The organism is Ruegeria sp. HKCCD9138 (genome assembly GCF_057220975.1).
Genome location: NZ_JBWVAZ010000001.1, coordinates 347,866 through 370,132, shown reverse-complemented (window position 1 = coordinate 370,132; position 22,267 = coordinate 347,866). Strand labels below are relative to the sequence as shown.

18 protein-coding genes are annotated in these 22,267 nt (G+C 58.4%); 15 read left to right on the top strand and 3 right to left on the bottom strand.

Annotated elements, in window-relative coordinates:
* Positions 1-67: 67 nt before the first annotated feature.
* From miaA to AC2TEL_RS01835, 6 genes are all read left to right on the top strand, one after another.
* Entirely contained in the window at positions 68-961 is an 894-nt protein-coding gene (gene miaA / locus AC2TEL_RS01860) for a tRNA (adenosine(37)-N6)-dimethylallyltransferase MiaA (RefSeq protein WP_480901573.1), read from the top strand.
* 340 nt (positions 962-1,301) lie between these two features.
* Positions 1,302-2,978 (top strand): ABC transporter substrate-binding protein, encoded by a 1,677-nt coding sequence (locus AC2TEL_RS01855; protein WP_480861860.1) that lies wholly within the window; start codon positions 1,302-1,304, stop codon positions 2,976-2,978.
* Between the two features lie 131 nt (positions 2,979-3,109).
* Complete coding sequence (locus AC2TEL_RS01850) at positions 3,110-4,156, top strand: ABC transporter permease (RefSeq protein ID WP_480839288.1); 1,047 nt, start codon at positions 3,110-3,112, stop codon at positions 4,154-4,156.
* A gap of 12 nt (positions 4,157-4,168) precedes the next feature.
* Positions 4,169-5,632 carry an ABC transporter permease gene (locus AC2TEL_RS01845; protein ID WP_480839286.1) on the top strand — a complete coding sequence of 488 codons (1,464 nt, stop codon included), beginning with the start codon at positions 4,169-4,171 and terminating at the stop codon, positions 5,630-5,632.
* A 93-nt stretch (positions 5,633-5,725) separates the two neighbouring features.
* Positions 5,726-7,813: a dipeptide ABC transporter ATP-binding protein gene (locus AC2TEL_RS01840; RefSeq protein WP_480839284.1), complete on the top strand. Its 2,088-nt coding sequence runs from the start codon at positions 5,726-5,728 to the stop codon at positions 7,811-7,813.
* Between the two features lie 365 nt (positions 7,814-8,178).
* Positions 8,179-8,553 (top strand): hypothetical protein, encoded by a 375-nt coding sequence (locus AC2TEL_RS01835; RefSeq protein WP_480901571.1) that lies wholly within the window; start codon positions 8,179-8,181, stop codon positions 8,551-8,553.
* A gap of 18 nt (positions 8,554-8,571) precedes the next feature.
* Here the strand turns inward: AC2TEL_RS01835 and AC2TEL_RS01830 are convergent, their stop codons facing one another.
* The gene (locus tag AC2TEL_RS01830) at positions 8,572-9,150 is read right to left on the bottom strand and encodes a lytic transglycosylase domain-containing protein (RefSeq protein WP_480901569.1); all 579 of its coding nucleotides are present in this window, start codon (positions 9,148-9,150) and stop codon (positions 8,572-8,574) included.
* Between the two features lie 207 nt (positions 9,151-9,357).
* On the opposite strand from AC2TEL_RS01830, the gene ssb reads away from it, so the two are divergent.
* Together ssb and AC2TEL_RS01820 are read left to right on the top strand one after the other, a co-directional pair.
* Entirely contained in the window at positions 9,358-9,843 is a 486-nt protein-coding gene (gene ssb, locus AC2TEL_RS01825) for a single-stranded DNA-binding protein (protein WP_480839278.1), read from the top strand.
* An 18-nt stretch (positions 9,844-9,861) separates the two neighbouring features.
* Complete coding sequence (locus tag AC2TEL_RS01820) at positions 9,862-10,932, top strand: site-2 protease family protein (RefSeq protein ID WP_480901568.1); 1,071 nt, start codon at positions 9,862-9,864, stop codon at positions 10,930-10,932.
* A gap of 10 nt (positions 10,933-10,942) precedes the next feature.
* Here AC2TEL_RS01820 and aroB read toward each other — a convergent pair whose 3' ends face one another.
* Positions 10,943-12,055: a 3-dehydroquinate synthase gene (aroB, locus tag AC2TEL_RS01815; RefSeq protein WP_480901566.1), complete on the bottom strand. Its 1,113-nt coding sequence runs from the start codon at positions 12,053-12,055 to the stop codon at positions 10,943-10,945.
* Positions 12,056-12,643 carry a shikimate kinase gene (locus AC2TEL_RS01810; protein ID WP_480901565.1) on the bottom strand — a complete coding sequence of 196 codons (588 nt, stop codon included), beginning with the start codon at positions 12,641-12,643 and terminating at the stop codon, positions 12,056-12,058.
* Positions 12,644-12,722: 79 nt separating this feature from the next.
* Here AC2TEL_RS01810 and AC2TEL_RS01805 point away from each other — a divergent pair, with 79 nt between their 5' ends.
* The 7 genes from AC2TEL_RS01805 to AC2TEL_RS01775 all read left to right on the top strand — a co-directional run bounded on the left by AC2TEL_RS01805 (position 12,723) and on the right by AC2TEL_RS01775 (position 22,201).
* Complete coding sequence (locus AC2TEL_RS01805; RefSeq protein WP_480839270.1) at positions 12,723-12,872, top strand: hypothetical protein; 150 nt, start codon at positions 12,723-12,725, stop codon at positions 12,870-12,872.
* Positions 12,862-14,388 (top strand): hypothetical protein, encoded by a 1,527-nt coding sequence (locus AC2TEL_RS01800; protein WP_480901563.1) that lies wholly within the window; start codon positions 12,862-12,864, stop codon positions 14,386-14,388. The genes AC2TEL_RS01805 and AC2TEL_RS01800 overlap by 11 nt, the downstream gene beginning before the upstream one ends.
* A gap of 2 nt (positions 14,389-14,390) precedes the next feature.
* Complete coding sequence (locus AC2TEL_RS01795; protein ID WP_480901562.1) at positions 14,391-15,347, top strand: site-specific tyrosine recombinase XerD; 957 nt, start codon at positions 14,391-14,393, stop codon at positions 15,345-15,347.
* 63 nt (positions 15,348-15,410) lie between these two features.
* A complete protein-coding gene (locus AC2TEL_RS01790) occupies positions 15,411-16,718 on the top strand; it encodes an HlyC/CorC family transporter (RefSeq protein WP_480839264.1) in 1,308 nt (435 codons plus the stop codon).
* Between the two features lie 220 nt (positions 16,719-16,938).
* Positions 16,939-19,356: a GcvT family protein gene (locus AC2TEL_RS01785; protein ID WP_480901560.1), complete on the top strand. Its 2,418-nt coding sequence runs from the start codon at positions 16,939-16,941 to the stop codon at positions 19,354-19,356.
* Between the two features lie 31 nt (positions 19,357-19,387).
* The gene (locus AC2TEL_RS01780) at positions 19,388-19,987 is read left to right on the top strand and encodes a nucleotidyltransferase family protein (protein WP_480901559.1); all 600 of its coding nucleotides are present in this window, start codon (positions 19,388-19,390) and stop codon (positions 19,985-19,987) included.
* A gap of 777 nt (positions 19,988-20,764) precedes the next feature.
* On the top strand, positions 20,765-22,201 hold the full coding sequence (locus tag AC2TEL_RS01775; RefSeq protein ID WP_480901558.1) for a DegQ family serine endoprotease: 1,437 nt from the start codon (positions 20,765-20,767) through the stop codon (positions 22,199-22,201).
* Positions 22,202-22,267: the final 66 nt, after the last annotated feature.

Below are 22,267 nucleotides of genomic sequence, written 5' to 3'. Positions count from 1 at the left end.
TCCGGCGCAAAATGAAGCAAAACATCCGCAGGTTCAATGCGGATGGTAAGGAATAAGGCGACCGCGCATGGCCGACCACTCTGCGACCCGGCTCTGGGATCGCCTGCCCGGTATTCCGGACGACAAACCGGTACTGATCGCGGGCCCGACCGCATCGGGGAAATCCGATCTGGCCCTGCAGATTGCCGAACGTTGCGGCGGTGTTATCGTCAACGCAGATGCCAGCCAGGTCTACGATTGCTGGAGGGTCATTTCGGCGCGCCCATCAGCGACAGACGAAACCCGTGCGCCACACAGGCTTTACGGCCATGTCGCCTATGACCAGACCTATTCCACCGGCCATTGGCTGCGAGAGGTCACGCCATTGCTGTCCGACGGCCTGCGCCCAATCGTTGTTGGTGGAACAGGTCTGTATTTCACTGCGTTGACAGAAGGTATGGCCGAAATCCCGGCCACCCCACCCGAAGTGCGGTATCAGGCAGATCAAATGTCGCTACCAACCCTGATCGAGGGCGTCGACGTCCGCACGTTGCAAGGACTGGACACCAACAACCGGGCACGCGTTCAGCGCGCCTGGGAGGTACAAACAGCAACTGGCCGGCCTCTGGCGGAATGGCAGGCGGACACCCCACCGCCGACACTGGCGTTAGACAATGCGGTGCCTTTGGTCTTTGATGTCGACAAAAGCTGGCTTGAAGAAAGAATCACCCGTCGATTTGATCAGATGCTGTCGCTTGGCGCGCTGGAAGAGGTCGCCGCGATGTGCGACCGATATGACCCCGCACTGCCCGCCTTCAAGGCCATCGGGGTACCCGAATTGATCGCCTATCTGGACGGCCGAATGACCCTGGATCAGGCTCGGGAAAGGGCAACGATTTCGACCCGGCAATTCGCGAAACGCCAGCGCACGTGGTTTCGGGCACGGATGAAAAACTGGAATCGGATCGGCGTCGCGTCCTGACTGACGGTGCGATTAACAGCAAATTTGGAAAAACCAAATCTACCAACCGGTTAACAGGCGGCTCTTACAGGGAATCGGCGCACATTCCAGTGGCGCATGGATTGCCATGTTCGTCACAAAAACTTGAGACCGCACAAATCGGACTTTCTGCACGAATGTCGCTTTTGTACTCTGAATGACGATTTCGAACATTGACCTCGGCCCAATTCTGGTGCGGAATGTCGGCATGGGGATGTACAGAATCCAAAGAAGAATACCCTCTGCCCTACTTCCCGGATCGGACCGGGGCGAGTAGCGCAAATCTTTACCAACAAAAATGAAGTGTCACAGGGAGACATACATGAGTAATCACAAAACCAACGGAGAACAGGTACACTGGGCGGCCGAGATGCACGCTCAGGAGTATCGTGACGGCAAACTGAGCCGCCGCGAGTTCCTGACCCGCGCGACCGGGCTGGGCGTGAGCGCCGCCGCAGCCTATGGCATGATCGGCTTGACCGCACCGGCCCCGGCTTACGCCGAAGGTGAAGACGCCAAGAAGGAAGGCGGCACCTTGCGTGTCCAGATGGAAGTACGCGCGCTGAAAGAGCCGCGCACCTACGACTGGTCGCAGATCGCAAACGTAACCCGCGGCACGCTGGAATATCTGGTCGAATACAATTCGGACGGTACGTTCCGCGGCATGTTGCTGGAAGGCTGGGAAGTCAACGACGATGCGACGGAATACACACTGAAACTCCGTCAGGGCGTCAAGTGGAACAATGGCGACGACTTTACCGCTGATGACGTGGCCCGCAATATTGCAGGCTGGTGCGACAAGAGCTCGGAAACCAACTCGATGGCCGGTCGTTTCGCGACCCTGATCGACGCGGACAGCGGGCAGGCGATTGAAGGTGCGATCGAGGTTGTTGATCCGCACACGGTGAAACTGAACCTTCCCGTTTCGGACATCTCGCTGATTGCGGGCATGGCCGACTACCCGGCGGCGATCATCCACAGCTCGTTCAGCGAAAACGATCTGCTGAACAATGTTGGCACTGGTCCCTACCTGATCCAGGACCTGGAAGTTGGCGTTAAGGCAACGCTGGTGCGGAACGAAAACCACACTTGGTGGGGCGAAGAAGTCTTTGGCCGTCCGGCATTGGACAGCATCGTCTATATCGACTACGGAACTGACCCGTCGGCCTGGCTGGCGGCGCTGGAATCCGACGAAGTCGACATGTTGTATGAATCCGTTGGTGAATTCATCGACGTGATGGACAGTCTCGGCTATGTAAAGTCCGAAGTGGTCACGATGAACACCATCGTCATCCGCCCGAACCAACTGGCCGAAGTGGACGGCAAACGCGTCTACGAAGACAAACGCGTCCGTCAGGCGCTGCAGATGGCGGTCGACAACTCGGTCTGTCTGGAACTTGGTTTCGGCGGTCGGGGTACAGCAGCCGAGAACCATCATGTGGGTCCGATTCACCCGGATTACTTCGAACTTCCACCGCAAAAAGTCGACCCGGAAGGCGCACGCAAGCTGATGGAAGAGGCCGGCATGGCCGATTTCGAGCACGAGCTGATCTCGATCGACGACGACTGGCGCCGCAACACCACAGACGCTGTGGCTGCACAGTTGCGTGATGCGGGTATCAAGGTAAAGCGGACCGTTCTGCCGGGTAACACCTTCTGGAACGACTGGGCGAAATACCCCTATAGCTCGACCAACTGGAACCACCGTCCGCTGGGTGTTCAGATTTGGGCTCTGGCCTATCGCACTGGCGAAGCCTGGAACGAGTTCGGCTGGTCCAATGCCGAGTTCGATGCGATCCTGACCGAAGCACTGGCAATCGCCGACGCGGATAAACGCCGCGAAGTCGTCGCCAAAGGTGAGGCTTTGATCCAGGAAGAAGGCGTCACGGTCCAGCCGTACTGGCGGGCACTGTATCGTCACATGAAGGATGGGCTTGTCGGCACCGACATGCACGTCTCGTTCGAACACCACCACTACAAGTGGGGCTGGGCGGCCTAAGACCTAAAAAAGTACGGGGCGCTCATAATGGGCGCCCCTTTCCAGCCGCAGACAGGCCGACACGGGGTCGGATGTCCGAGGCCAGCAAATGGTCCAATGATCTGCGGAACACCCGAACAACAGGGGCCATCATGGGACTATTCATCCTCCGACGGTTCGGCGTCATGCTGTTGACAGCATTATGTCTGACTTTCGTGGTCTTTTTTCTGACCAACCTTTATCCAAACCTTGAAAAGCTCGCTAAGACGCAGGGCAACCAGCGGATGTCCGACGAACAGGTCGAAACATGGCTGGGCAATCGCGGATATCTGCAACCGACACTTGTCAAGTACGGCCAATGGTTGGGCGTCATGCCGGGCTTCGTCAAAACGGCGGACGATGGTCAGGTTCAGGGTACGTGTACACGACCCGGCTCGACCATCGAAAATCTGCCTAGATTCTGCGGCATCCTTCAGGGCGACTGGGGGTATTCGACGGTCTTCAAGGACGAGGTCGGCAGTATCGTCGGCAAACGTCTGAGCAATACCGGGTATCTGATGTTCTGGGTTCTGGTCCTGATGGTTCCGACCGCCCTTCTGGTCGGAGTGCTGGCCGGCATGCGTGAAGGTTCTGCGCTGGATCGTTCACTGTCGACCTTCTCGATCATTACGACGGCAACGCCCGAATATGTGTCCGGTGTTATCTTCATCGCGGTATTCACCTCGTCCACTGTGGGCTTGAAATGGTTCAAAGGCACGGCGACAGAGGCGATGGAGAACCCGACCTTCGAGAACTTCTTCCTGCCGGTCCTGACCATCGCGCTTTATGGGATGGGTTACATCGCCCGGATGACCCGCGCATCGATGACCGAGGTGATGACCGCCCAGTACATCCGCACCGCGCGGCTGAAAGGTGTCTCGTTCCCCAATATCGTCATGAAACACGCGCTGCGTAACGCGCTGATTGCGCCGTTCACAGTCATCATGCTGCAGTTCCCATGGCTGCTGAACGGCGTGGTGATCGTTGAAACCCTGTTCAACTACAAGGGCTTTGGCTGGGCGCTGGTGCAGGCAGCGGGCAACAACGACATCCAGCTGCTTCTGGCGATCTCGGTCGTGTCGGTCTTTGTGGTGCTGGTGACGCAGCTGATATCCGATATCGGCTATGTCTACCTCAACCCGCGCATCCGCATTTCGTAAGGGAGATAGATCATGGAACCTCTTACCTGGACCGGCTCTATCGCCTTTCTCAACCCCTTGCTGATGATCGCGTTGGCGGCGCTTTTGCTGTCCATCGTGGGCTGGATCGTCGGCAGCGTTGTTCTGCCCGAAGAGCAGGTCACCATTAATCCCGACGGCACGATTGCCGCCAGCACCGGCGTTCGCGGATTCACCAAAATGGGCCTGCGGTACAGTTTTCTGGCCTGCATCGGGCTGGCGGTGGCCTATGTGATCCTCGGAATTCTGATGGGAACCAGCGCGGGCATTATCGGGGCAATGTCCCAGCAATTCCTGCCCGTCTGGGTCTCGCTGATCATCATGTTCGCTATGTCCATCGCGTTCAAGCGGCGGCTGGGGCTCTATGGCAAGCTGTATGACAGTCCGATTGGTATGATCGGTTTCGGGCTGGTCATGTTCTGGGTCTTCACCGGAATTTTCGGTGCGCTGGATCTGATCGTGACACACGACCCGCTGGTGCAGCTCTCGGGCATGAAGAACAAAGTTCCCGGTACTCCTTTGCCAAACCTGGAAGAAGGTGAATACGCCTGGTATCTGCTGGGTGGCGACAACCTGGCCCGTGATGTCTTTAGCCGGATGGTCAAAGGGGCGTGGATCGTGGTGCAGATTGCCCCGCTTGCAACGCTTTTTGCCTTTATGGTTGGTATCACGCTGGGTTTGCCAGCTGGTTACTATGGCGGAAGACTGGACACTTTCCTGTCCTTCCTGGCCAACCTGATCCTGGCCTTCCCCGTAATCCTGCTGTTCTACCTGCTGGTTACACCTGAAATCGTCGCAACCGGTGTGCCGAATTACATGGCCGCGGTGCTGTTCGTGTTCCCGATCCTTTTCATCGGTGTCTTGCTGAATTCGCGCTACTATACGCGCCCGAATTTCCGCACGCCGCTGTTGATCGGGGTTTTGGGTGTGGCGATCTGGTTCTATCTGTCGCTGATCTCGACCGGCGGATACATCATCAATACCGAAAGCTATCGGATCTGGGGTCTGCCGACCTATTTGGACCTGTTCGATATCCCCGGCGGTATTCTTGTGGTCTTCGTCTCGGTGGTTTTCGTCAACTCGCCCACGGTGTTCCGTATTGTGCGCGGGCTGGCACTGGACATCAAAACCCGCGACTACGTCGCGGCGGCGCAGACGCGCGGTGAAGGTCCATGGTACATCATGCTGTGGGAAATCCTGCCCAATGCCCGAGGTCCGCTGATCGTCGATTTCTGTCTGCGGATCGGTTACACCACGATCCTTCTGGGAACCTTGGGTTTCTTCGGATTGGGCCTGCCTCCGGAAAGCCCGGATTGGGGTTCGACGATCAATGAGGGGCGTAAGCTTCTTTCGATCTACCTGCACCCTGCCCTTCCGCCTGCTTTCGCACTGTTGTCGCTGGTACTTGGTTTGAACCTGCTGGCCGACGGTCTGCGCGAAGAAAGTCTGAAGGACTGATGTGAGAGAGGCCGGGGGGCCAGCCCCCCGGACCCCCCGGGATATTTTAGCCAGATGAAGGGGATCCCCGCGATCTGGCGAGGAGATAGCAAGATGAGCAAAATGGCGGAATATGACGGCCCGATCCTTGAGATCGACAAGCTGTCGATCTCGTTCTTTACCCGCCTGCGGGAAATTCCCGCTGTGATGGATTTCTCGGTCAGCGTACAACCCGGCGAAGCTGTCGGTCTGGTGGGTGAATCCGGTTGCGGCAAATCCACCGTGGCATTGGGTGTTATGCAGGATCTGGGCAAAAACGGCCGGATCGTGGGCGGTACGATCAAGTTCAAGGGTCGCGATCTGTCCGAGATGACTACCGAAGAACTGCGCGACATTCGCGGCAACGAGATCGCGATGATCTATCAGGAGCCGATGGCCTCGCTGAACCCGGCGATGAAGATCGGCAGACAGCTGATGGAAGTCCCGATGATTCATGAGGGCGTGGGTGCCGAAGAGGCCTATGCCCGCGCGCTGGAAGTGGTTACCGATGTGCGCCTGCCAGACCCCGAGCGGATGCTGAACAGCTTCCCGCATCAGCTGTCGGGTGGCCAGCAGCAGCGTATCGTGATTGCCATGGCGCTGATGTCGAAACCGGCGCTGCTGATCCTGGATGAGCCGACAACCGCGCTGGACGTGACCGTTGAGGCGGCCGTCGTGGAACTGGTCAAGGATCTGGGTAAGAAATACGGCACGTCGATGCTGTTTATCTCGCACAACCTTGGGCTGGTTCTGGAAACCTGCGACCGGCTTTGCGTGATGTATTCAGGGGAAGCGGTTGAACGCGGCTCGATCAAAGACGTGTTCGACGAGATGCAGCACCCCTACACGCAGGCTCTGTTCCGCTCGATCCCGCTGCCAGGGGCCGATAAGAACTCGCGTCCTTTGGTGGCCATTCCGGGCAACTTCCCCCTGCCCCATGAGCGGCCTCCGGGCTGCAACTTTGGTCCTCGCTGCGACTATTTCGAAGAGGGTCGCTGTGACGCGAAAGACATTCTGATGGAAGCAGTGCCCGGGAATGACCGGCACCACACGCGCTGTCTGAAATTCCAGGAGATCGACTGGAACGCGCCAATCACGGTTGGTGAGCAGAAAGAGAAAGGTGAAATCGGCCGGACTGTTCTGAAGATGGACAACCTCAAGAAATACTATGAGGTTGCGGCGAACGCCCTGTTCGGCGGCGGCGAGAAGAAGGTGGTGAAAGCCAACGAGACGCTGAGTTTCGAGGCACACGAATCCGAGACACTGGCCATCGTGGGCGAATCCGGTTGTGGCAAATCCACGTTCGCCAAGGTGCTGATGGGCCTTGAGACGGCCACAGACGGGCAGATTCTGCTGGATAACCGGAATATCGAACAAGTGCCGATCGAAGAGCGGGACGCCAAAACCGTTGGCGAAGTTCAGATGGTATTCCAGAACCCGTTCGACACGCTGAACCCGTCGATGACCGTTGGGCGTCAGATCATCCGGGCGCTGGAAATCTTTGGCGTTGGTAATTCAGAGGCCGATCGCAAGAAGCGAATGCTGGAACTGCTGGATCTGGTGAAACTGCCTCGCGCGTTTGCGGACCGGATGCCGCGGCAGTTGTCGGGTGGTCAAAAGCAACGTGTGGGTATCGCCCGCGCCTTTGCCGGAGATGCCCGGATCGTGGTGGCGGACGAACCGGTCTCGGCTCTGGACGTATCGGTTCAGGCCGCCGTGACCGATCTGCTGATGGAAATCCAGCGCGAGCAGAAGACGACGCTGCTGTTCATCAGCCACGACTTGTCCATCGTGCGCTATCTCAGCGACCGTGTCATGGTGATGTATCTGGGCCATGTGGTCGAGCTAGGCACCACAGATCAGGTCTTCAGCCCGCCCTATCACCCCTATACCGAGGCGTTGCTGAGCGCGGTTCCGATCGCAGATACGTCGGTCGAGAAAGAGCATATTGTGCTCGAGGGCGACATTCCTTCGGCTATGAACCCACCACCGGGTTGCCCGTTCCAGACGCGCTGCCGCTGGAAAACCGAGGTGCCGGACGGTCGGTGTGAATCGCACGTACCGCCGGTTCAGACCCTGGCGGACGGGCATCAGGTCAAATGTCACCTGGCCGAGGATATTCTGGCACGCATGGAGCCAGTCATCAAAATCGCAGCCGAATGAGCGAATGAAAGTATGGACAGGGGCGCCAGATAACGTCTGGCGCCCCTGTCACGTTTCTGGAAAACAAATTGCATAGCTCAGACGCGCCGTCATTGGCCTGTTTTTGAAATGGATTTAGATGAAAGTATTAAGCGACCGCCGCGCGCGGGCCATTTTGGGCCTGCATTTGTCCGGTACTTTTACGCAAGCATGACGGCCCCACTTATTCTAGTCTTCATTGTCGAAGAATTGGGACGCTCTCCTTGCCAGATCAGCGTTTACGGCGCCCTTGGTATCCTGTTGACGGCAACCGTCAACAGGTAAATTGCAGCAAAACTCGACTGCGGAGGACGGTTTATGCGTTTTGCGGGACTGTCAATTGCTGGTTGTGTGACAGAGCTGGTGCCGGCCTTGCTTTGGCCGTCGGGTTGTGCGCCATTTTCATCCTTTCACAGGTTCAGGATGTTGACGCCATGGTCGCCGGCGCGGCACTTGAAGGCGCGTATTACGGGTTGTTTGCCGGTGTCAGCCTGACCTTTGTGCAAGGCTTTGCGAATGGGCGGATGGCGCGGGCCAACGCACTCTACGTCAACAGCCTTTTCATTGGAGCGCTGTTTGCGGGGCCTTCCGTTGGGGTGATCGCGCAGTTGTCCAGTTTCCAGACCGCAATTCTTGCGGCATGCCTGCCGATGCTTGGCGCTTTGCTTGTCCTGATTATTTCGGCCCGTATCCGAAGCCGGAGCGGCCTGGTCACGACCTGAGGGCATACCAAACGCGACTTAGCCGCCCCAGATCACTTTTACGTAATTCTGCGTTTCTTTGTAAGGAGGAATGCCGCCATGGCGCTCAACGGCCTCCGGCCCCGCATTATATGCGGCCAACGCAAGGCGCCATGACTTGAACTTACGATACTGCCAAGACAGATAACGTGCCCCGCCTTCAAGGTTCTGGATCGGGTCATGTGGGTTGACACCAAGCAATCGCGCCGTCTGAGGCATCAGTTGTGCCAGCCCCAACGCCCCCTTGTGCGATTTGGCATGCGGGTTCCAGCCACTTTCCTGCTGAACGAGACGCAGGAACAGCTCTTCGGGAACATTATGCTGACGCGCTGCCTTTCGCGCATGTTCCAGATATTGCCCCCGATAATCTCCGGTGTACCGCTTGGCGAACGTGCCACGCTCGGTTTTTGGCTTCAGCCGTTCGGAGTCGCGGTACTGACTGGCCGCGCGACCGTCCAGGACCTTGGCTTGTTTGAGGAAAATCGCCTTGCGGCTTTTGGAAGACAGCGTCTCGGCCGCAACCGGTCCTGACGTCGCAACCAAAAACAGCGCAGCAAAACCACCAACCAGAAAACGCATAAACGCCTGTCCCGCTCGTTCCTAAACCCGACGGATTATAGATATCGCTGCCAGAAATGAAAGCTTGGTCAAAAACGGGCTAAGATTTTCGCGATGACCGTTGCGTTATCAACCGTGTTTTAACCAAGACGCAGGCCGTATAGGGTCAGCAGAAGAAATCTGCGCCAGATTCGGGCGCACTCCAGTCAGAAAAGAACGAGGGAATACATGGCGGGTTCAGTCAACAAGGTCATTCTGGTCGGAAATCTGGGTCGCGACCCCGAGGTTCGGACCTTTCAGAACGGCGGCAAGGTCTGCAACCTGCGCATTGCGACCTCGGAAACCTGGAAGGACCGCAACACCGGTGAACGCCGCGAACGGACCGAGTGGCATTCGGTCGCCATCTTCAACGAAGGGCTTGTGCGCGTCGCCGAGCAATATTTACGCAAGGGTTCCAAGATCTATGTAGAGGGTCAGTTGCAGACCCGCAAATGGCAGGACCAGTCGGGCCAGGACCGCTATTCGACCGAAGTTGTCCTTCAGGGGTTCGGCTCGACCCTGGTCATGCTGGATGCCCGCGGCGAAGGCGGCGGTCAGTCGGGCGGGTACGGCGGTGGTCAGGCCGGCGGCGGATACGGCGATCCCTATGGTGGTTCGTCCAGCGCACCCGCACCGGCATCCGGCGGGATCGACGACGACGAGATTCCGTTCTAACCAAATCGGAGACACAATATGGCATGGTCCTTCTCGCTCGGCCGGTTGCTCGGCTCGGAACTGAGGGTCCATGTCACCTTTTTCCTGTTGCTGGCATGGGTTGGGTTCGCCGCCTATTCCAGTGGTGGCTGGCCGGCAGCCATCGACAACATCCTTTTCGTTCTGGCACTTTTTGTCTGTGTCATTGCGCATGAGTTCGGCCACGCACTGATGGCGCGGCGCTATGGCATCAAGACACCTGACATCACCTTGCTGCCGATCGGCGGTTTGGCACGGCTGGAGCGGATGCCGGAAAACCCGATGCAAGAGGTCTGGGTGGCCCTCGCCGGCCCCGCCGTAAATGTGGTGATCTGGTTGATCCTGGTCGTTTTGGGGGCGGGAATGCAGATCGACTCGCTGGCCCAGATCGACTCGCCCCGTGCCGATCTCCTCAGCCGTCTGGCCTTTGTCAATTTGCTGCTGGCTGTGTTCAACATGATCCCTGCGTTCCCCATGGATGGCGGGCGGGTATTTCGTGCGCTGTTATGCCTGAAGATGGATCGTGCCAAAGCCACGCGCATCGCCGCCTTTGCGGGGCAGTTTGTTGCCGTTGGCCTCGGTTTTCTGGGGCTGACCACGGCCAATCCCATTCTCGTGTTGATTGCCGTATTCGTCTTTGTTGCTGCAAATGCCGAAAGCCAGGACGTCGCAATGCGTTCGGTCGCGCGGCGCGTGATGGCGCGCGACGCGATGATTACCGAGTTCCGCGCGCTTACGCCGGACGACACGCTCAGCACTGCCGCGCAGGCGGTCATTCACACGACGCAACACGAGTTTCCCGTGATCGGTCCCGATGGAGCATTGCTGGGTTTTGTGACGCGAAACCGGCTGTTCACAGCGCTGGCCGAGGATCATCCTCGCTCTGACCGCGCGACTTCCATTATGGAGGCTGACATTCCGCAGGTTGCTTTGACCAGCGGGCTGAACAAGGTACTGGAAGGCTTGCACAAAGGCGCGCCAGCCATCGCAGTCTGTACCGAGGCCGGACATATGGTCGGCTATATTACCCGCGAGAACATTGGCGAGTTGATGGTGATACAGGGGCGTTGATCACCACGCCCTAACAAGTTGCCAAAGCGTCTTCGAGGACAGTTAGCACGGCATCCCGCGGCACGTCGGATGTGACAAAGGCCTGTCCGACCCCGCGTGCCAAAATGAACCGAAGTTGACCATCCACGACCTTTTTGTCTTGTGCCATCAGACCGACCAATGCCTCGGCCCCCGGTAGATCGCCGGGAATGTCGGCCAGATCGGTCTTCATTCCCATGTTGCGCAGATGCGCGCGCACGCGGCTGGGGTCTTCCTGCGAACACAGGCCCAAACGCGCCGACAGTTCAAAGGCCAGCGCACAGCCGATGGCGACGCCTTCGCCATGCAGCAAACGGTCGGAGTAGCCAGTCGCGGCCTCCAGCGCGTGGCAGAAAGTGTGACCCAGGTTCAGCAGGGCCCGATCGCCCTGCTCGGTCTCATCCCGCGCCACGATATCAGCTTTCATCTGCACCGAACGGGTCACAGCCTGGACACGTGTTGCCATGTCTCCTGCCGAGAGGGACGGACCATTGACTTCAAGCCATTCAAAGAAATCCGCATCGCCCAACAGGCCGTATTTAACGACTTCGCCATATCCAGCGAGGAAATCCCGTGGCCTCAGTGTTCCCAGTACCGACGTATCGGCCAGCACCAGCGAGGGCTGGTGAAACGCACCAATCAGGTTCTTGCCTTGCGGCGCGTTTATGCCTGTTTTGCCGCCGACCGAACTGTCCACCTGAGCCAACAGCGAGGTTGGGATCTGCACAAATCGCACCCCGCGCCGCAACACGGCGGCCGCAAAGCCGGCCAGATCGCCGATCACGCCGCCGCCAAAAGCGACTACAACATCCCGTCTTTCGACCTTTTCCGCCAGCAGCCATTCGACCGCGCGTTCAAAATGCGGCCAGCTTTTGGTGGCTTCACCGGCTGGAAGAGCCAGCGACGTCACCTCGACGCCTGCTGCGCCCAAACCGTCCCGCAATGCATCCAGATGCAGCGCGGCAACCGTCTCATCCGTCAAAACAGCCACGCGCGGGCGCGGCAATAGCGGAGCGATACGCGCTCCTGCCTGCGCCAATAGATCAGGGCCTATCTCAACGTCATAGGATCGGTCGCCCAACTCGACATGTACGGTTTGATGCATTTACTTCTGTTCCAAAACATCCGGGCGCGTGACCAGCTTGACCAGCACCCTGTCCACCATTTCTTCAATCGCGGTTTCGCCGTCGGAATCGGCCACCAGATCGGCCTGCTCATAAATCGGGACCCGCGCCTCATACAGCGCGCGCAAGGTCGCATAGGGGTCGGCCGTACGCAAAAGCGGGCGCGTGTCCTTGTGACGCACGCGGTTCCACAACACATTCAGGTCGGCGCGCAACCAGACAGATACTCCGCGTTCCGAGATCATCCGGCGATTTCCTTCCGCCAGAAAAGCACCGCCACCCGTCGACAGAATGCCTCGTTCCTCGTCCAGAAGCCGGCTGATGACCTGGCTTTCCTTTGCGCGAAAGAAATCCTCGCCGTCGCGGGCAAAAATCTCGGGGATGGTCATATTGGCGGCCGATTCGATCTCGGCATCGCTATCCAGAAACGGAACACCAAGCCGGGCGGCCAACGCCCTGCCCACCGCTGTTTTCCCAGCGCCCATCATGCCAACCATAACAACGGTTTTGTGCAGATCATACCGTTGCGCTTTGCTTGCCTGACGGGTGTTATGCTTAATTTCGCTCATTTCATCGTGAATGACGTGATCTTGCGAAAAATGCCAGTTATAACTTGGACAAAACCAAAAATTGAGGCAGCGTTTACCCATGGGCCGTCTGTTAAAGTTCCTGCTCTACATCATTTGCCTGTGTTTCATCGGGCTGGTGGGCTATGCCTATCTGGGGCCGTTCTTCGGGGTGGATTTTTCCGCGCCGCAAAGTGAAATCCGTGAACCGGTCATTCTGAATGCCGACTAAAACCGCCATTCTGGCGCTGTTTCTGGCGGGTGCGGCACAAGCCCAGACGCAAGAACCTTTGTCGGTTATCGACTGGCTGTCCGCCCCGCCCGAAAACCTGCCTGGCACTGTTCTGCTTGAGCCCCCTGTGACACAGACCGGGCTGCAACCCGATGTGCATGTCACACCGCTTGAGGCCCTGTCGCCGCCCCTGGGGCTGGTATCTTCGTCAGTCACCGGCCTGCCCGTGAACCTTTGGCAGCGAAGCGATCCCGCGCGGTTGGCCGAGTTGATCGCGCGTGTTCCGGTCAAGGCTAACCCGGCCATGCAGCGACTGCTGTTCACTTTGCTTCTGTCCGAAGCCCGCCCACCTGCAGTGTCTGATGCACCAGACGAACTGCTGATGGCTCGGCTGGACCGTCTAATGCAGTTGGGTGCGGCGGACCCGGTTCAGTCCTTGGTGCAACTCGCAGGACCCACCGACTCGCAAGACCGTTTCAAACGTTGGTTCGATGCCACATTGCTGACGGGTGACGAGGATCGCAGTTGTACGGCATTGATCGCGCAGCCCCACCTGTCACGGGACTATGCGGCCCAGATATTCTGCAAGGCGCGACGCGGCGACTGGACCTCGGCCGCCCTGACACTTGAGGCAGCGCATGCGTTGCAGGTCTTGCCGCAAGAAGAACTGGACCTGTTGGACCGCTTTCTCAGCCCCGAGCTGTTCGAAGGCGCGGCATATCTACCGCAGCCCGAGGACCCGGACCCGCTGACCTTCCGCCTGTTCGAGGCTATTGGTGAACGGCTGCCAACGGCATCGCTGCCCCGCGCCTTTGCCAACGCAGACCTGCGTGACGTGGCCGGGTGGAAAGCACAGGTCGAAGCGGCTGAACGCCTGACACGTATCGGAGCGTTGACCCCCAATCAATTGCTGGGGCTATATACGGAACGCAAACCCGCAGCGTCCGGCGCAGTCTGGGATCGGGTGGCCGCCATTCAGCGCTTTGATTCTGCGCTACAACCCAACAATCCCGACGGCGTCGCAAAAACTCTGCCCGAAGCGTGGAAGCAGATGCGCAGTATTGGGCTTGAAGTTCCCTTTGCCGAGCTCTTTGCCGACAGACTGTCAAACGTTTCGCTTGAAGATGCCATTGCGGAGAATCTGCGCTGGCGTGTTCTGTTGTTATCCGAGCTTTATGAAGAGGCTGCACTGGCGGAACCCGACGGACCCGAGGAAAACCAGTTTCTTGCCGCACTGGCGCATGGGGATCCCAGGCGGGCGCGCTCTCCTTCTCCGTTGGCAGATGCGATCTCGGAAGGGTTTGCTTGGTCCGCCCCCATTCCGTCAGACATTGATACGATGCTGAAAAACGAGCAGCTGGGCGAAGCCATTCTGGAATCGATGAACCTGTTTGCCCATGGCGCGCGGGGTAATCTGGTAGACCTGACCGCAGCCATCGCTGCGTTTCGGCGCGTCGGCCTCGAAGATACGGCACGCCGCGCATCATTGCAGCTGATGATCCTGAACGGGGCCTGACCATGACGGCACCTGCTACACAGGATTTGTGGATATCCACTTTTTTGGAAGCGCAGGCAGCTGAACTTGGCGCGGCCACGAACACGCTGCTTGCTTACGGGCGTGATCTGCGTAATTTCTCAGAGTGGCTGGATCGACACAAATCAAGCTTTGCCAGCGCCGACCGGGATCAGATCGAAAGCTATCTGATCGATTGCGACGCCGAAGGCTTGGCACGCTCGACCCGTGCACGCCGCTTGTCGGCCATCAAGCAGCTTTATCGGTTTGCCTTTGAGGAAGGCTGGCAAGAGGCCAATCCGGCCATTCAGATCAAGGGCCCGGGACGGCAGAAACGCCTGCCCAAGACGCTGGATGTCGTCGAGGTCGACCGGCTGCTTGAGGCCGCGCGTCAAACCGGACGCAGCACGGCGGACAAAGTACGCAATACCTGCCTGATGGAGCTGCTTTATGCCACCGGAATGCGTGTGACTGAACTGGTGTCTTTGCCCGTCTCATCAGCTCGAGGCGATCCGCGCATGTTGTTGGTTCTGGGAAAAGGCGGCAAAGAACGGATGGTTCCGCTGTCGCCGCCTGCACGCGAGGCGCTGGCTGCTTGGTTGATCTTTCGGGATGAAGCGGAAGAAGACGCTGTGTCCAAAGGGGCGCAACGGTCTCGGTTCCTGTTCCCCTCACGCGGTAAATCCGGTCACCTGACCCGGCACAGGTTCTTTCTGTTGGTCAAGGAACTGGCGGTTCAGGGCGGTGTTACCCCGGAAAAGGTCACACCCCATACGTTGCGCCACGCTTTTGCGACCCACCTGTTGGCCAATGGTGCTGATCTCAGATCCATCCAGACACTGCTGGGTCACGCGGATGTCGCAACGACCGAAATATACACCCATGTTCTGGACGAACGCCTGTCCGAACTGGTGCTGGAACACCACCCTCTGGCAAAGGATGATCCGGGCGACAAGGGCTAACCCCTTGATCAGACGGGGCAGCGCCCCCATAACGGATGCAGTATCAAGAATAATCAAGGACCGATGGAACCCACAGACTCTCTGCTTGATGGCGCCTTCTGGATCACATCAGGCTCTATCCTTCTCTTGCTCGTGCTGTCGGGCTTTTTCTCTGGCTCGGAAACGGCTCTGACGGCCTCATCCCGCGGCAAACTGCGGGCGCAAGCAGACAAGGGATCGCGCGGAGCGCGCAAGGCACTGGATATCACCGAAGACAACGAACGTCTGATCGGATCGGTCCTGCTGGGCAACAACCTTGTGAACATCCTTGCGGCTTCACTGGCAACGGCCCTTTTCACTAAACTGTTCGGGGAAAGCGGCGTGGCGCTGGCGACGCTGGTGATGACATTTCTCGTGCTGATCTTCGCCGAAGTGTTGCCCAAGACCTATGCCATCACCAATGCGGAAAAGGCGGCGGCCGCCGTTGCGCCTGTTATCGGCATTGTCGTGACGGTCTTTTCACCCGTCGTGGCCGCAGTCCGCCTGTTGGTTCGTGGAGTTCTGCGCGTGTTCGGCGTTCGGATCGACCCGGACAGCAATATCCTTGCAGTGCGCGAGGAAATTGCCGGTGCGCTGCAGTTGGGCCACTCCGAAGGCGTGGTCGAAAAAGAAGACCGGGACCGTATTCTTGGCGCACTGGATCTGGGCGACCGGGCGGTGGAAGAAATCATGCTGCATCGCTCGAACATCGAGATGATCGATGCAAATGACGAACCCGAGGCGATCCTGAAGCAATGTCTCGAAAGTCCTCACACCCGCCTGCCCGTCTTCAGGGACGAGCCCGAAAACATCGTGGGCGTTGTCCATGCCAAGGACTTGTTCCGCGCAATGTATGCGCAGGTTGGCGGAACAGGGGGCGACACGGGCCGGCTAAAGAAATTTGACATCGCAAAAGTGGCAAATGACCCGTATTTCGTTCCGGAAACCACAACTCTGGACGACCAGATGCGCGAATTTCTTCGAATGCACAGCCATTTTGCGTTGGTCGTGGACGAATACGGCTCGCTGCGCGGGCTGATTACGCTGGAGGACATTCTGGAAGAGATCGTTGGCGAAATCGCCGATGAATTCGATATCGACGAAGACGTGCCGGTTACCCGGACCGAGGACGGGCAATACCTGGTCGAGGGCGCCATGACCATTCGCGACCTCAACCGGGCGCTTGAATGGTCCCTGCCCGATGAAGAGGCCAACACGCTGGCGGGTCTGGTGATCCACGAAGCACAGATGATCCCGATCGTGGGTCAGGTTTTCTCGTTCCACGGGTTCCGGTTCGAAGTCACGGCACGCGAAGGTAACCGGATCACCGGGCTGAAAATACGTCCCCTGTAGCATCTGGTTAAGTCTCGGATTTTTTGGCCGCTGAACTTTGCGGGCGCTGGCATGGTCTCTGCTGCATGTCCTGAAACCTTGGATGTGTGACCGGTCCCGCGCGTCCGTCTCGGTACGGGCTTGGGTGGTGTGCTTCGCAGCAAACGACACTTGTTGTCGCTAACGGAACAGTATTGCGCGCGATCCGGCGACAGGTTTTGCAAAACAGCAGGAGGCCAATGTGAAAAGCACTACCCAAGTCGCAGTGATCGGCGGCGGCGTCGTCGGATGTTCCGTTCTCTACCACCTGACCAAGCTGGGCTGGTCCGATGTGATGCTGCTGGAACGCTCGGAACTGACAAGCGGATCGACCTGGCACGCGGCGGGCGGGTTTCACACGCTGAACGGCGACACCAACATGGCCGCGCTTCAGGGCTATACGATCCGGTTGTATAAAGAGCTGGAAGAGATCACCGGCATGTCCTGCGGGCTGCATCATGTGGGTGGCATCACACTGGCCGACAATCAGGACCGGTTCGACATGCTGTTGGCCGAACGCGCCAAGCACCGGTTCATGGGACTCGAAACCGAGATTGTAGGGCCGGACGAGATCAGGAAGATTGCTCCGATTACCAACACTGACGGGATCATCGGGGCACTCTACGACCCACTGGATGGCCACCTTGACCCGTCGGGGACAACCCACGCCTACGCCAAAGCCGCCCGAATGGGAGGTGCCACAATCGAAACTCATTGCATGGTGCGCGAAACCAACCAACGCCCCGACGGTACGTGGGACGTGGTCACGGACAAAGGCACCATACATGCCGAACATATTGTCAACGCAGGTGGCCTGTGGGCGCGTGAAGTTGGCGCGATGGCCGGGGTCTACTTCCCGCTGCATCCGATGGAACATCAATACCTGGTCACGGATTCGATCCCCCAGATCGAGGCGATCATCGACGCGGGCGGTGAGCATCCGCATGTGATGGACCCGGCAGGTGAAAGCTATTTGCGGCAGGAAGGACGCGGGTTGTGCATCGGGTTCTATGAACAGCCCTGCAAACCCTGGGCCGTGGACGGCACCCCGTGGGAATTCGGGCACGAGTTGCTGCCGGATGATTTCGACAAAATCACAGACAGTATCGAATTCGCCTATCGCCGCTTCCCGGTTCTGGCCGAGGCCGGAGTGAAATCGGTAATCCACGGACCGTTCACTTTTGCGCCTGACGGCAACCCTCTGGTCGGCCCGGTTCCCGGCATGCGGAACTATTGGTCCGCGTGTGGCGTCATGGCCGGGTTCAGCCAGGGTGGCGGTGTCGGCCTGACTTTGGCGCAGTGGATGATCGAGGGTGAGCCCGAACGCGACGTCTTTGCCATGGATGTGGCCCGCTTCGGCGACTGGATCAGCCCCGGTTACACGCGACCAAAGGTGATCGAGAATTATCAGAAACGTTTCAGCGTTGCCTACCCGAACGAGGAGTTGCCCGCCGCGCGCCCAAATCGAACCACGCCGATGTATGATATCTTCACCGATCTGAGCGCGGTCTGGGGGCAGCAATTCGGGCTGGAAGTGCCGAACTATTTCGCACGGGGCGATGAGCCGGGCTACGAAACGCCGTCCTTCCGCCGCTCGGACGCGTTTGACGCAACCGGTCGCGAAGTGCGGGCGGTGCGCGAGGGCGTGGGTATCAACGAGGTGCACAATTTCGGCAAATACCGCATCACCGGCGCCGGTGCCCGTGACTGGCTGGACCGGATCATGGCGGGCCGTATCCCGAAGCCCGGATGCCTGTCCCTGACACCGATGCTGTCATCCCGGGGCAAGCTGATCGGAGATTTCACCATCTCTTGCCTTGGTGAACATGAATTCCAGTTGACCGCGTCCTATGGCAGCCAGGCGTTCCACATGCGCTGGTTCCTGCAGAACGCGCGGGACGGCGTGATCATCGAAAACATCAGCGACCGTCTGAACGGGTTCCAGATCGCCGGTCCCAAAGCGGCAGAGGTTTTAGCCGCCTGTACACGCGAAGACATTTCGGGCATCAAATTCCTTGACGTGCAGCGCATAACTGTCGGCATGACAGACTGCACGGTCCAAAGGGTCAGCTATACCGGCGACCTGGGTTATGAAATCTACTGCGACCCGATGGCCCAGCGGCAATTGTGGTGGACATTGTGGCAGGCCGGACAGCCGCACAACATGGTGCCGTTCGGAATGCGCGCGATGATGAGTCTGCGCTTGGACAAGTTCTTTGGTTCGTGGATGCGTGAATTTTCACCGGACTATACGGCGGCAGAAACTGGGCTGGACCGGTTTATCTCATTCGCCAAAAATGCCGATTTCGTAGGTCGTGCAGCTGCCGAGGCAGAGCGTGCGAACGGTACGGCCCGCAAGCTGGTGGCGTTTGAAGTCGACGCTGCGGATGCCGATGTCAACGCATATGAACCGATCTGGCTTGAAGGTCGGGTTGTGGGTTTCTGTACCTCAGGCGGATATTCTCACTTCGCTCGGAAATCCATTGCCATGGGCTTTCTGCCAACTGACCGCGTAGCCGATGGGCTGGAGGTTGAAATCGAGATATTGGGGCAAATGCGCCCGGCCCGCGTGATCTCGACGCCATTGTTCGATGCGGATGGCGCGCGTATGCGGGGATGACTTGTTGCCCGTCTGACGGCATGGTGGCGGTATGATACGAATTCCCGTCATCCTGCTGGCCGCCGGTCAGTCGCGCCGTATGGGTGGTACAGACAAACTGTTGCAGGTGGTCGACGGCATGACTTTACTGCGCCGAACAGCGCTGCGGGCAATGTCCGTGGGGCCGGTCATTGTCGCCCTGCCGCCCCCTCCGCACCCGCGTTATGGCGCGCTGGACGGGCTCGAAGTGGAAAAGGTGCCGATCCCAGACGCAGCAGAGGGTATGAACGCCAGCCTTCGCGGCGCGCTGAAACACGTGGCGCCCGATGCCTCGGCGGCGATGGTGTTGCTGGCGGACCTGCCGGACCTGACCGAGGCTGACTTGTTGGCGGTACAGGGATCCATGACAGACAATCCCGGCTGCTTGATCTGGCGCGGAGCGACCAGCGACGGCATTCCGGGCCACCCGGTTGTTTTCGACCGGTCACTTTTTGGTCGGCTGTCGGAGCTGTCTGGTGATGGCGGCGCTCAGTCCGTGGTGAAAGCTTGCAAGAACAAAGTGCATGTCCAGCGTCTTCAGGGGCGAAACGCCCTGCTGGATCTGGATACGCCCGAGGATTGGACACGCTGGAGAAATGACCGTTCCGCTTGAAAACATTGCCACAAAACAAGGTCGCAAAATGAACACGGCCCGGTCGATAACGACCGGGCCGGTTGCCCTAAATCAAGACTACCACTTTTCACCAATCCCGAACGCGCGACCGGATCACCTCATGGGTTTTCCGTGATCGCTGCCGAACCTAAACAAGACCCCCTCGTTAACAAGCAGCTCAGCGCCTACGGTAACTGTCATATGCCGTTGACACCCCCTAGTGCCTCAGGCCCCCCTCGATTGGGCAAGTTCATCGTCACCCATAAGATGCGCGCAAACAATGTAAAATTGGAGAAAGCGGCTAATTTTGCTGGTCGCGGCCTTGCTTTTGCGCAACAGCGCGCACCCATTGATTCCCGCTTAGGTTGCGCGCTCGGATAGTTCAAACTCGATCGATTTGGTTCTTTTCAAACGGAAATCTCTCAAAACCACTGTTTTGCAGATACCTGCGCGATGTCAGCCCCAATGCAGAAAAAACTCATTTCTACCTATACGGGTTCTCATTGCCAGACTTCGCCGCTGCCGTTTCTTTGTTAACAAAAATGATTCAATTCAACACTTTTGACAACTCCCTGCCCATCTCGGCAACAATCCACCGATTCGACTGACGCGCATCAGCGTGATTCTGTTCATCCGAAACCGGAACAGCCCGTTTAGCGCATCAGAAAGTGGCAAAATTAAGGTTTCTTAATCTTCCGCACATAAACCCCAAAGACTGATGCGGCATCTCCTGTTTCCAAGCGCGGACTGAACCGCCAAACACATACAGGAGTCATAATGAGCATCCGAAAATCCTCACTGCTTTTCCCGCGTACGTCCAACTGGATCGGCGCTGGCGCCCTGGGCGCGGCCATGTTGGCCACCACGGCCCTCCCCTCGATGGCAGACGAGGCCTTGGCTGATCTGGTCGAGGCGGTGTCGCCATCGGTCGTGACCATCATCGCCGAGCAATCCGCGACCCCTGCGCCCGCACAGGGACAGGATTTCGATTTTGAGGGCCATCCGTTTGGTGAATTCTTCAAGCGGTTCGGTGGTCCCGAAGGATTCAACATGCCACAACGCGGACCCAGTCAGGGTCTGGGATCCGGTTTCGTGCTGGACCAAGCGGGTTATATCGTCACGAACCACCACGTTGTCGACAATGCCAGCACGATCACGGTTCGCCTGAACGATGACCGCACCTTCGAGGCTGAAATCGTGGGCACCGATCCATTGACAGACATTGCCGTGCTCAAGATCGATGCCGGTGAGAACCTTCAGGCCGTCGAAATGGGCGACAGCGATGTCATTCGCGTTGGCGAAGACGTTGTCGCCATCGGCAACCCGTTCGGACTCAACTCGACGGTCACCACCGGTATCGTGTCGGCCAAGGGCCGCAACATCTCGGAAGGTCCATATGCCGAGTTCATCCAGACCGATGCGGCGATCAACAAGGGCAACTCGGGCGGCCCGCTGTTTAACATGGAAGGGGAAGTGATCGGTGTGAACTCGGCCATCTATTCGCCTAGCGGCGGTTCCGTTGGGCTGGGTTTTGCCGTGACCTCGAACATTGTTGAACACATTGCCGCCGATTTGCGCGATGACGGTCAGGTCAGCCGCGGCTGGCTGGGCGTATCGATCCAGAGCATCAGCCCGCAACTTGCGGCAGCCATGGGTATCGACGCAGCGACCGGTGCTCTGGTGTCGGATGTTGTTTCCGGCAGCCCCGCAGATGGTGTGTTGCAGCAAGGCGACGTGATCCTGTCCTTCAACGACGAGGCCGTCAAAACCAGCAGCGATTTACCGATCCTTGTAGGCACGACCAAAGCCGGTACCGATAGCGTCCTTACCGTTTTGCGGGATGGCAAGCAGCAGCAGATCGAACTGACCATTGGTCAGCATCAATCGACCGCTGCAACCAGCGATACCGTGGTTGAAGACAAGTTCGCGGACAGCGCTCTGGGTGTCACAGTTGCACCGTTGACCGAAGCCGCACGCGCTGAAATCGGTGTGGCCGAGACCGTGGACGGAGTGGTTGTGACCGAATTGCAGCCCGAAGGCCCTGCGGCCAAGGCCGGATTGCAGCGTGGCGATGTCATCATCCGCCTTGGCAATCAGGACACGGCGACACCGGACGCTCTGCAAACCGCATTGGAAAGCGAAAAGACTGATCCGGCACTGGTTCTGATCAATCGCGGCGGCAATCAGATCTTCGTTGCGGTTGAGCTTGCCTAACCCCCCAGCGCGTACCTTTGATGGGGAAATTAGGTGCGCGCCTCCTGGCTGGCATGGTTTGTCCAC

Bases quoted from the DNA above. Each gene is read 5' to 3' on its own strand.
- AC2TEL_RS01840 (WP_480839284.1), top strand. From the start codon at position 5,726: ATGAGCAAAATGGCGGAATATGACGGCCCGATCCTTGAGATCGACAAG.
- AC2TEL_RS01805 (WP_480839270.1), top strand. From the start codon at position 12,723: ATGGGCCGTCTGTTAAAGTTCCTGCTCTACATCATTTGCCTGTGTTTC.
- AC2TEL_RS01850 (WP_480839288.1), top strand. From the start codon at position 3,110: ATGGGACTATTCATCCTCCGACGGTTCGGCGTCATGCTGTTGACAGCA.
- AC2TEL_RS01830 (WP_480901569.1), bottom strand. From the start codon at position 9,150: ATGCGTTTTCTGGTTGGTGGTTTTGCTGCGCTGTTTTTGGTTGCGACG.
- AC2TEL_RS01810 (WP_480901565.1), bottom strand. From the start codon at position 12,643: ATGAGCGAAATTAAGCATAACACCCGTCAGGCAAGCAAAGCGCAACGG.
- AC2TEL_RS01820 (WP_480901568.1), top strand. From the start codon at position 9,862: ATGGCATGGTCCTTCTCGCTCGGCCGGTTGCTCGGCTCGGAACTGAGG.
- AC2TEL_RS01790 (WP_480839264.1), top strand. From the start codon at position 15,411: ATGGAACCCACAGACTCTCTGCTTGATGGCGCCTTCTGGATCACATCA.
- aroB (WP_480901566.1), bottom strand. From the start codon at position 12,055: ATGCATCAAACCGTACATGTCGAGTTGGGCGACCGATCCTATGACGTT.
- ssb (WP_480839278.1), top strand. From the start codon at position 9,358: ATGGCGGGTTCAGTCAACAAGGTCATTCTGGTCGGAAATCTGGGTCGC.
- AC2TEL_RS01855 (WP_480861860.1), top strand. From the start codon at position 1,302: ATGAGTAATCACAAAACCAACGGAGAACAGGTACACTGGGCGGCCGAG.
- AC2TEL_RS01775 (WP_480901558.1), top strand. From the start codon at position 20,765: ATGAGCATCCGAAAATCCTCACTGCTTTTCCCGCGTACGTCCAACTGG.
- AC2TEL_RS01795 (WP_480901562.1), top strand. From the start codon at position 14,391: ATGACGGCACCTGCTACACAGGATTTGTGGATATCCACTTTTTTGGAA.
- AC2TEL_RS01845 (WP_480839286.1), top strand. From the start codon at position 4,169: ATGGAACCTCTTACCTGGACCGGCTCTATCGCCTTTCTCAACCCCTTG.
- miaA (WP_480901573.1), top strand. From the start codon at position 68: ATGGCCGACCACTCTGCGACCCGGCTCTGGGATCGCCTGCCCGGTATT.
- AC2TEL_RS01780 (WP_480901559.1), top strand. From the start codon at position 19,388: ATGATACGAATTCCCGTCATCCTGCTGGCCGCCGGTCAGTCGCGCCGT.
- AC2TEL_RS01800 (WP_480901563.1), top strand. From the start codon at position 12,862: ATGCCGACTAAAACCGCCATTCTGGCGCTGTTTCTGGCGGGTGCGGCA.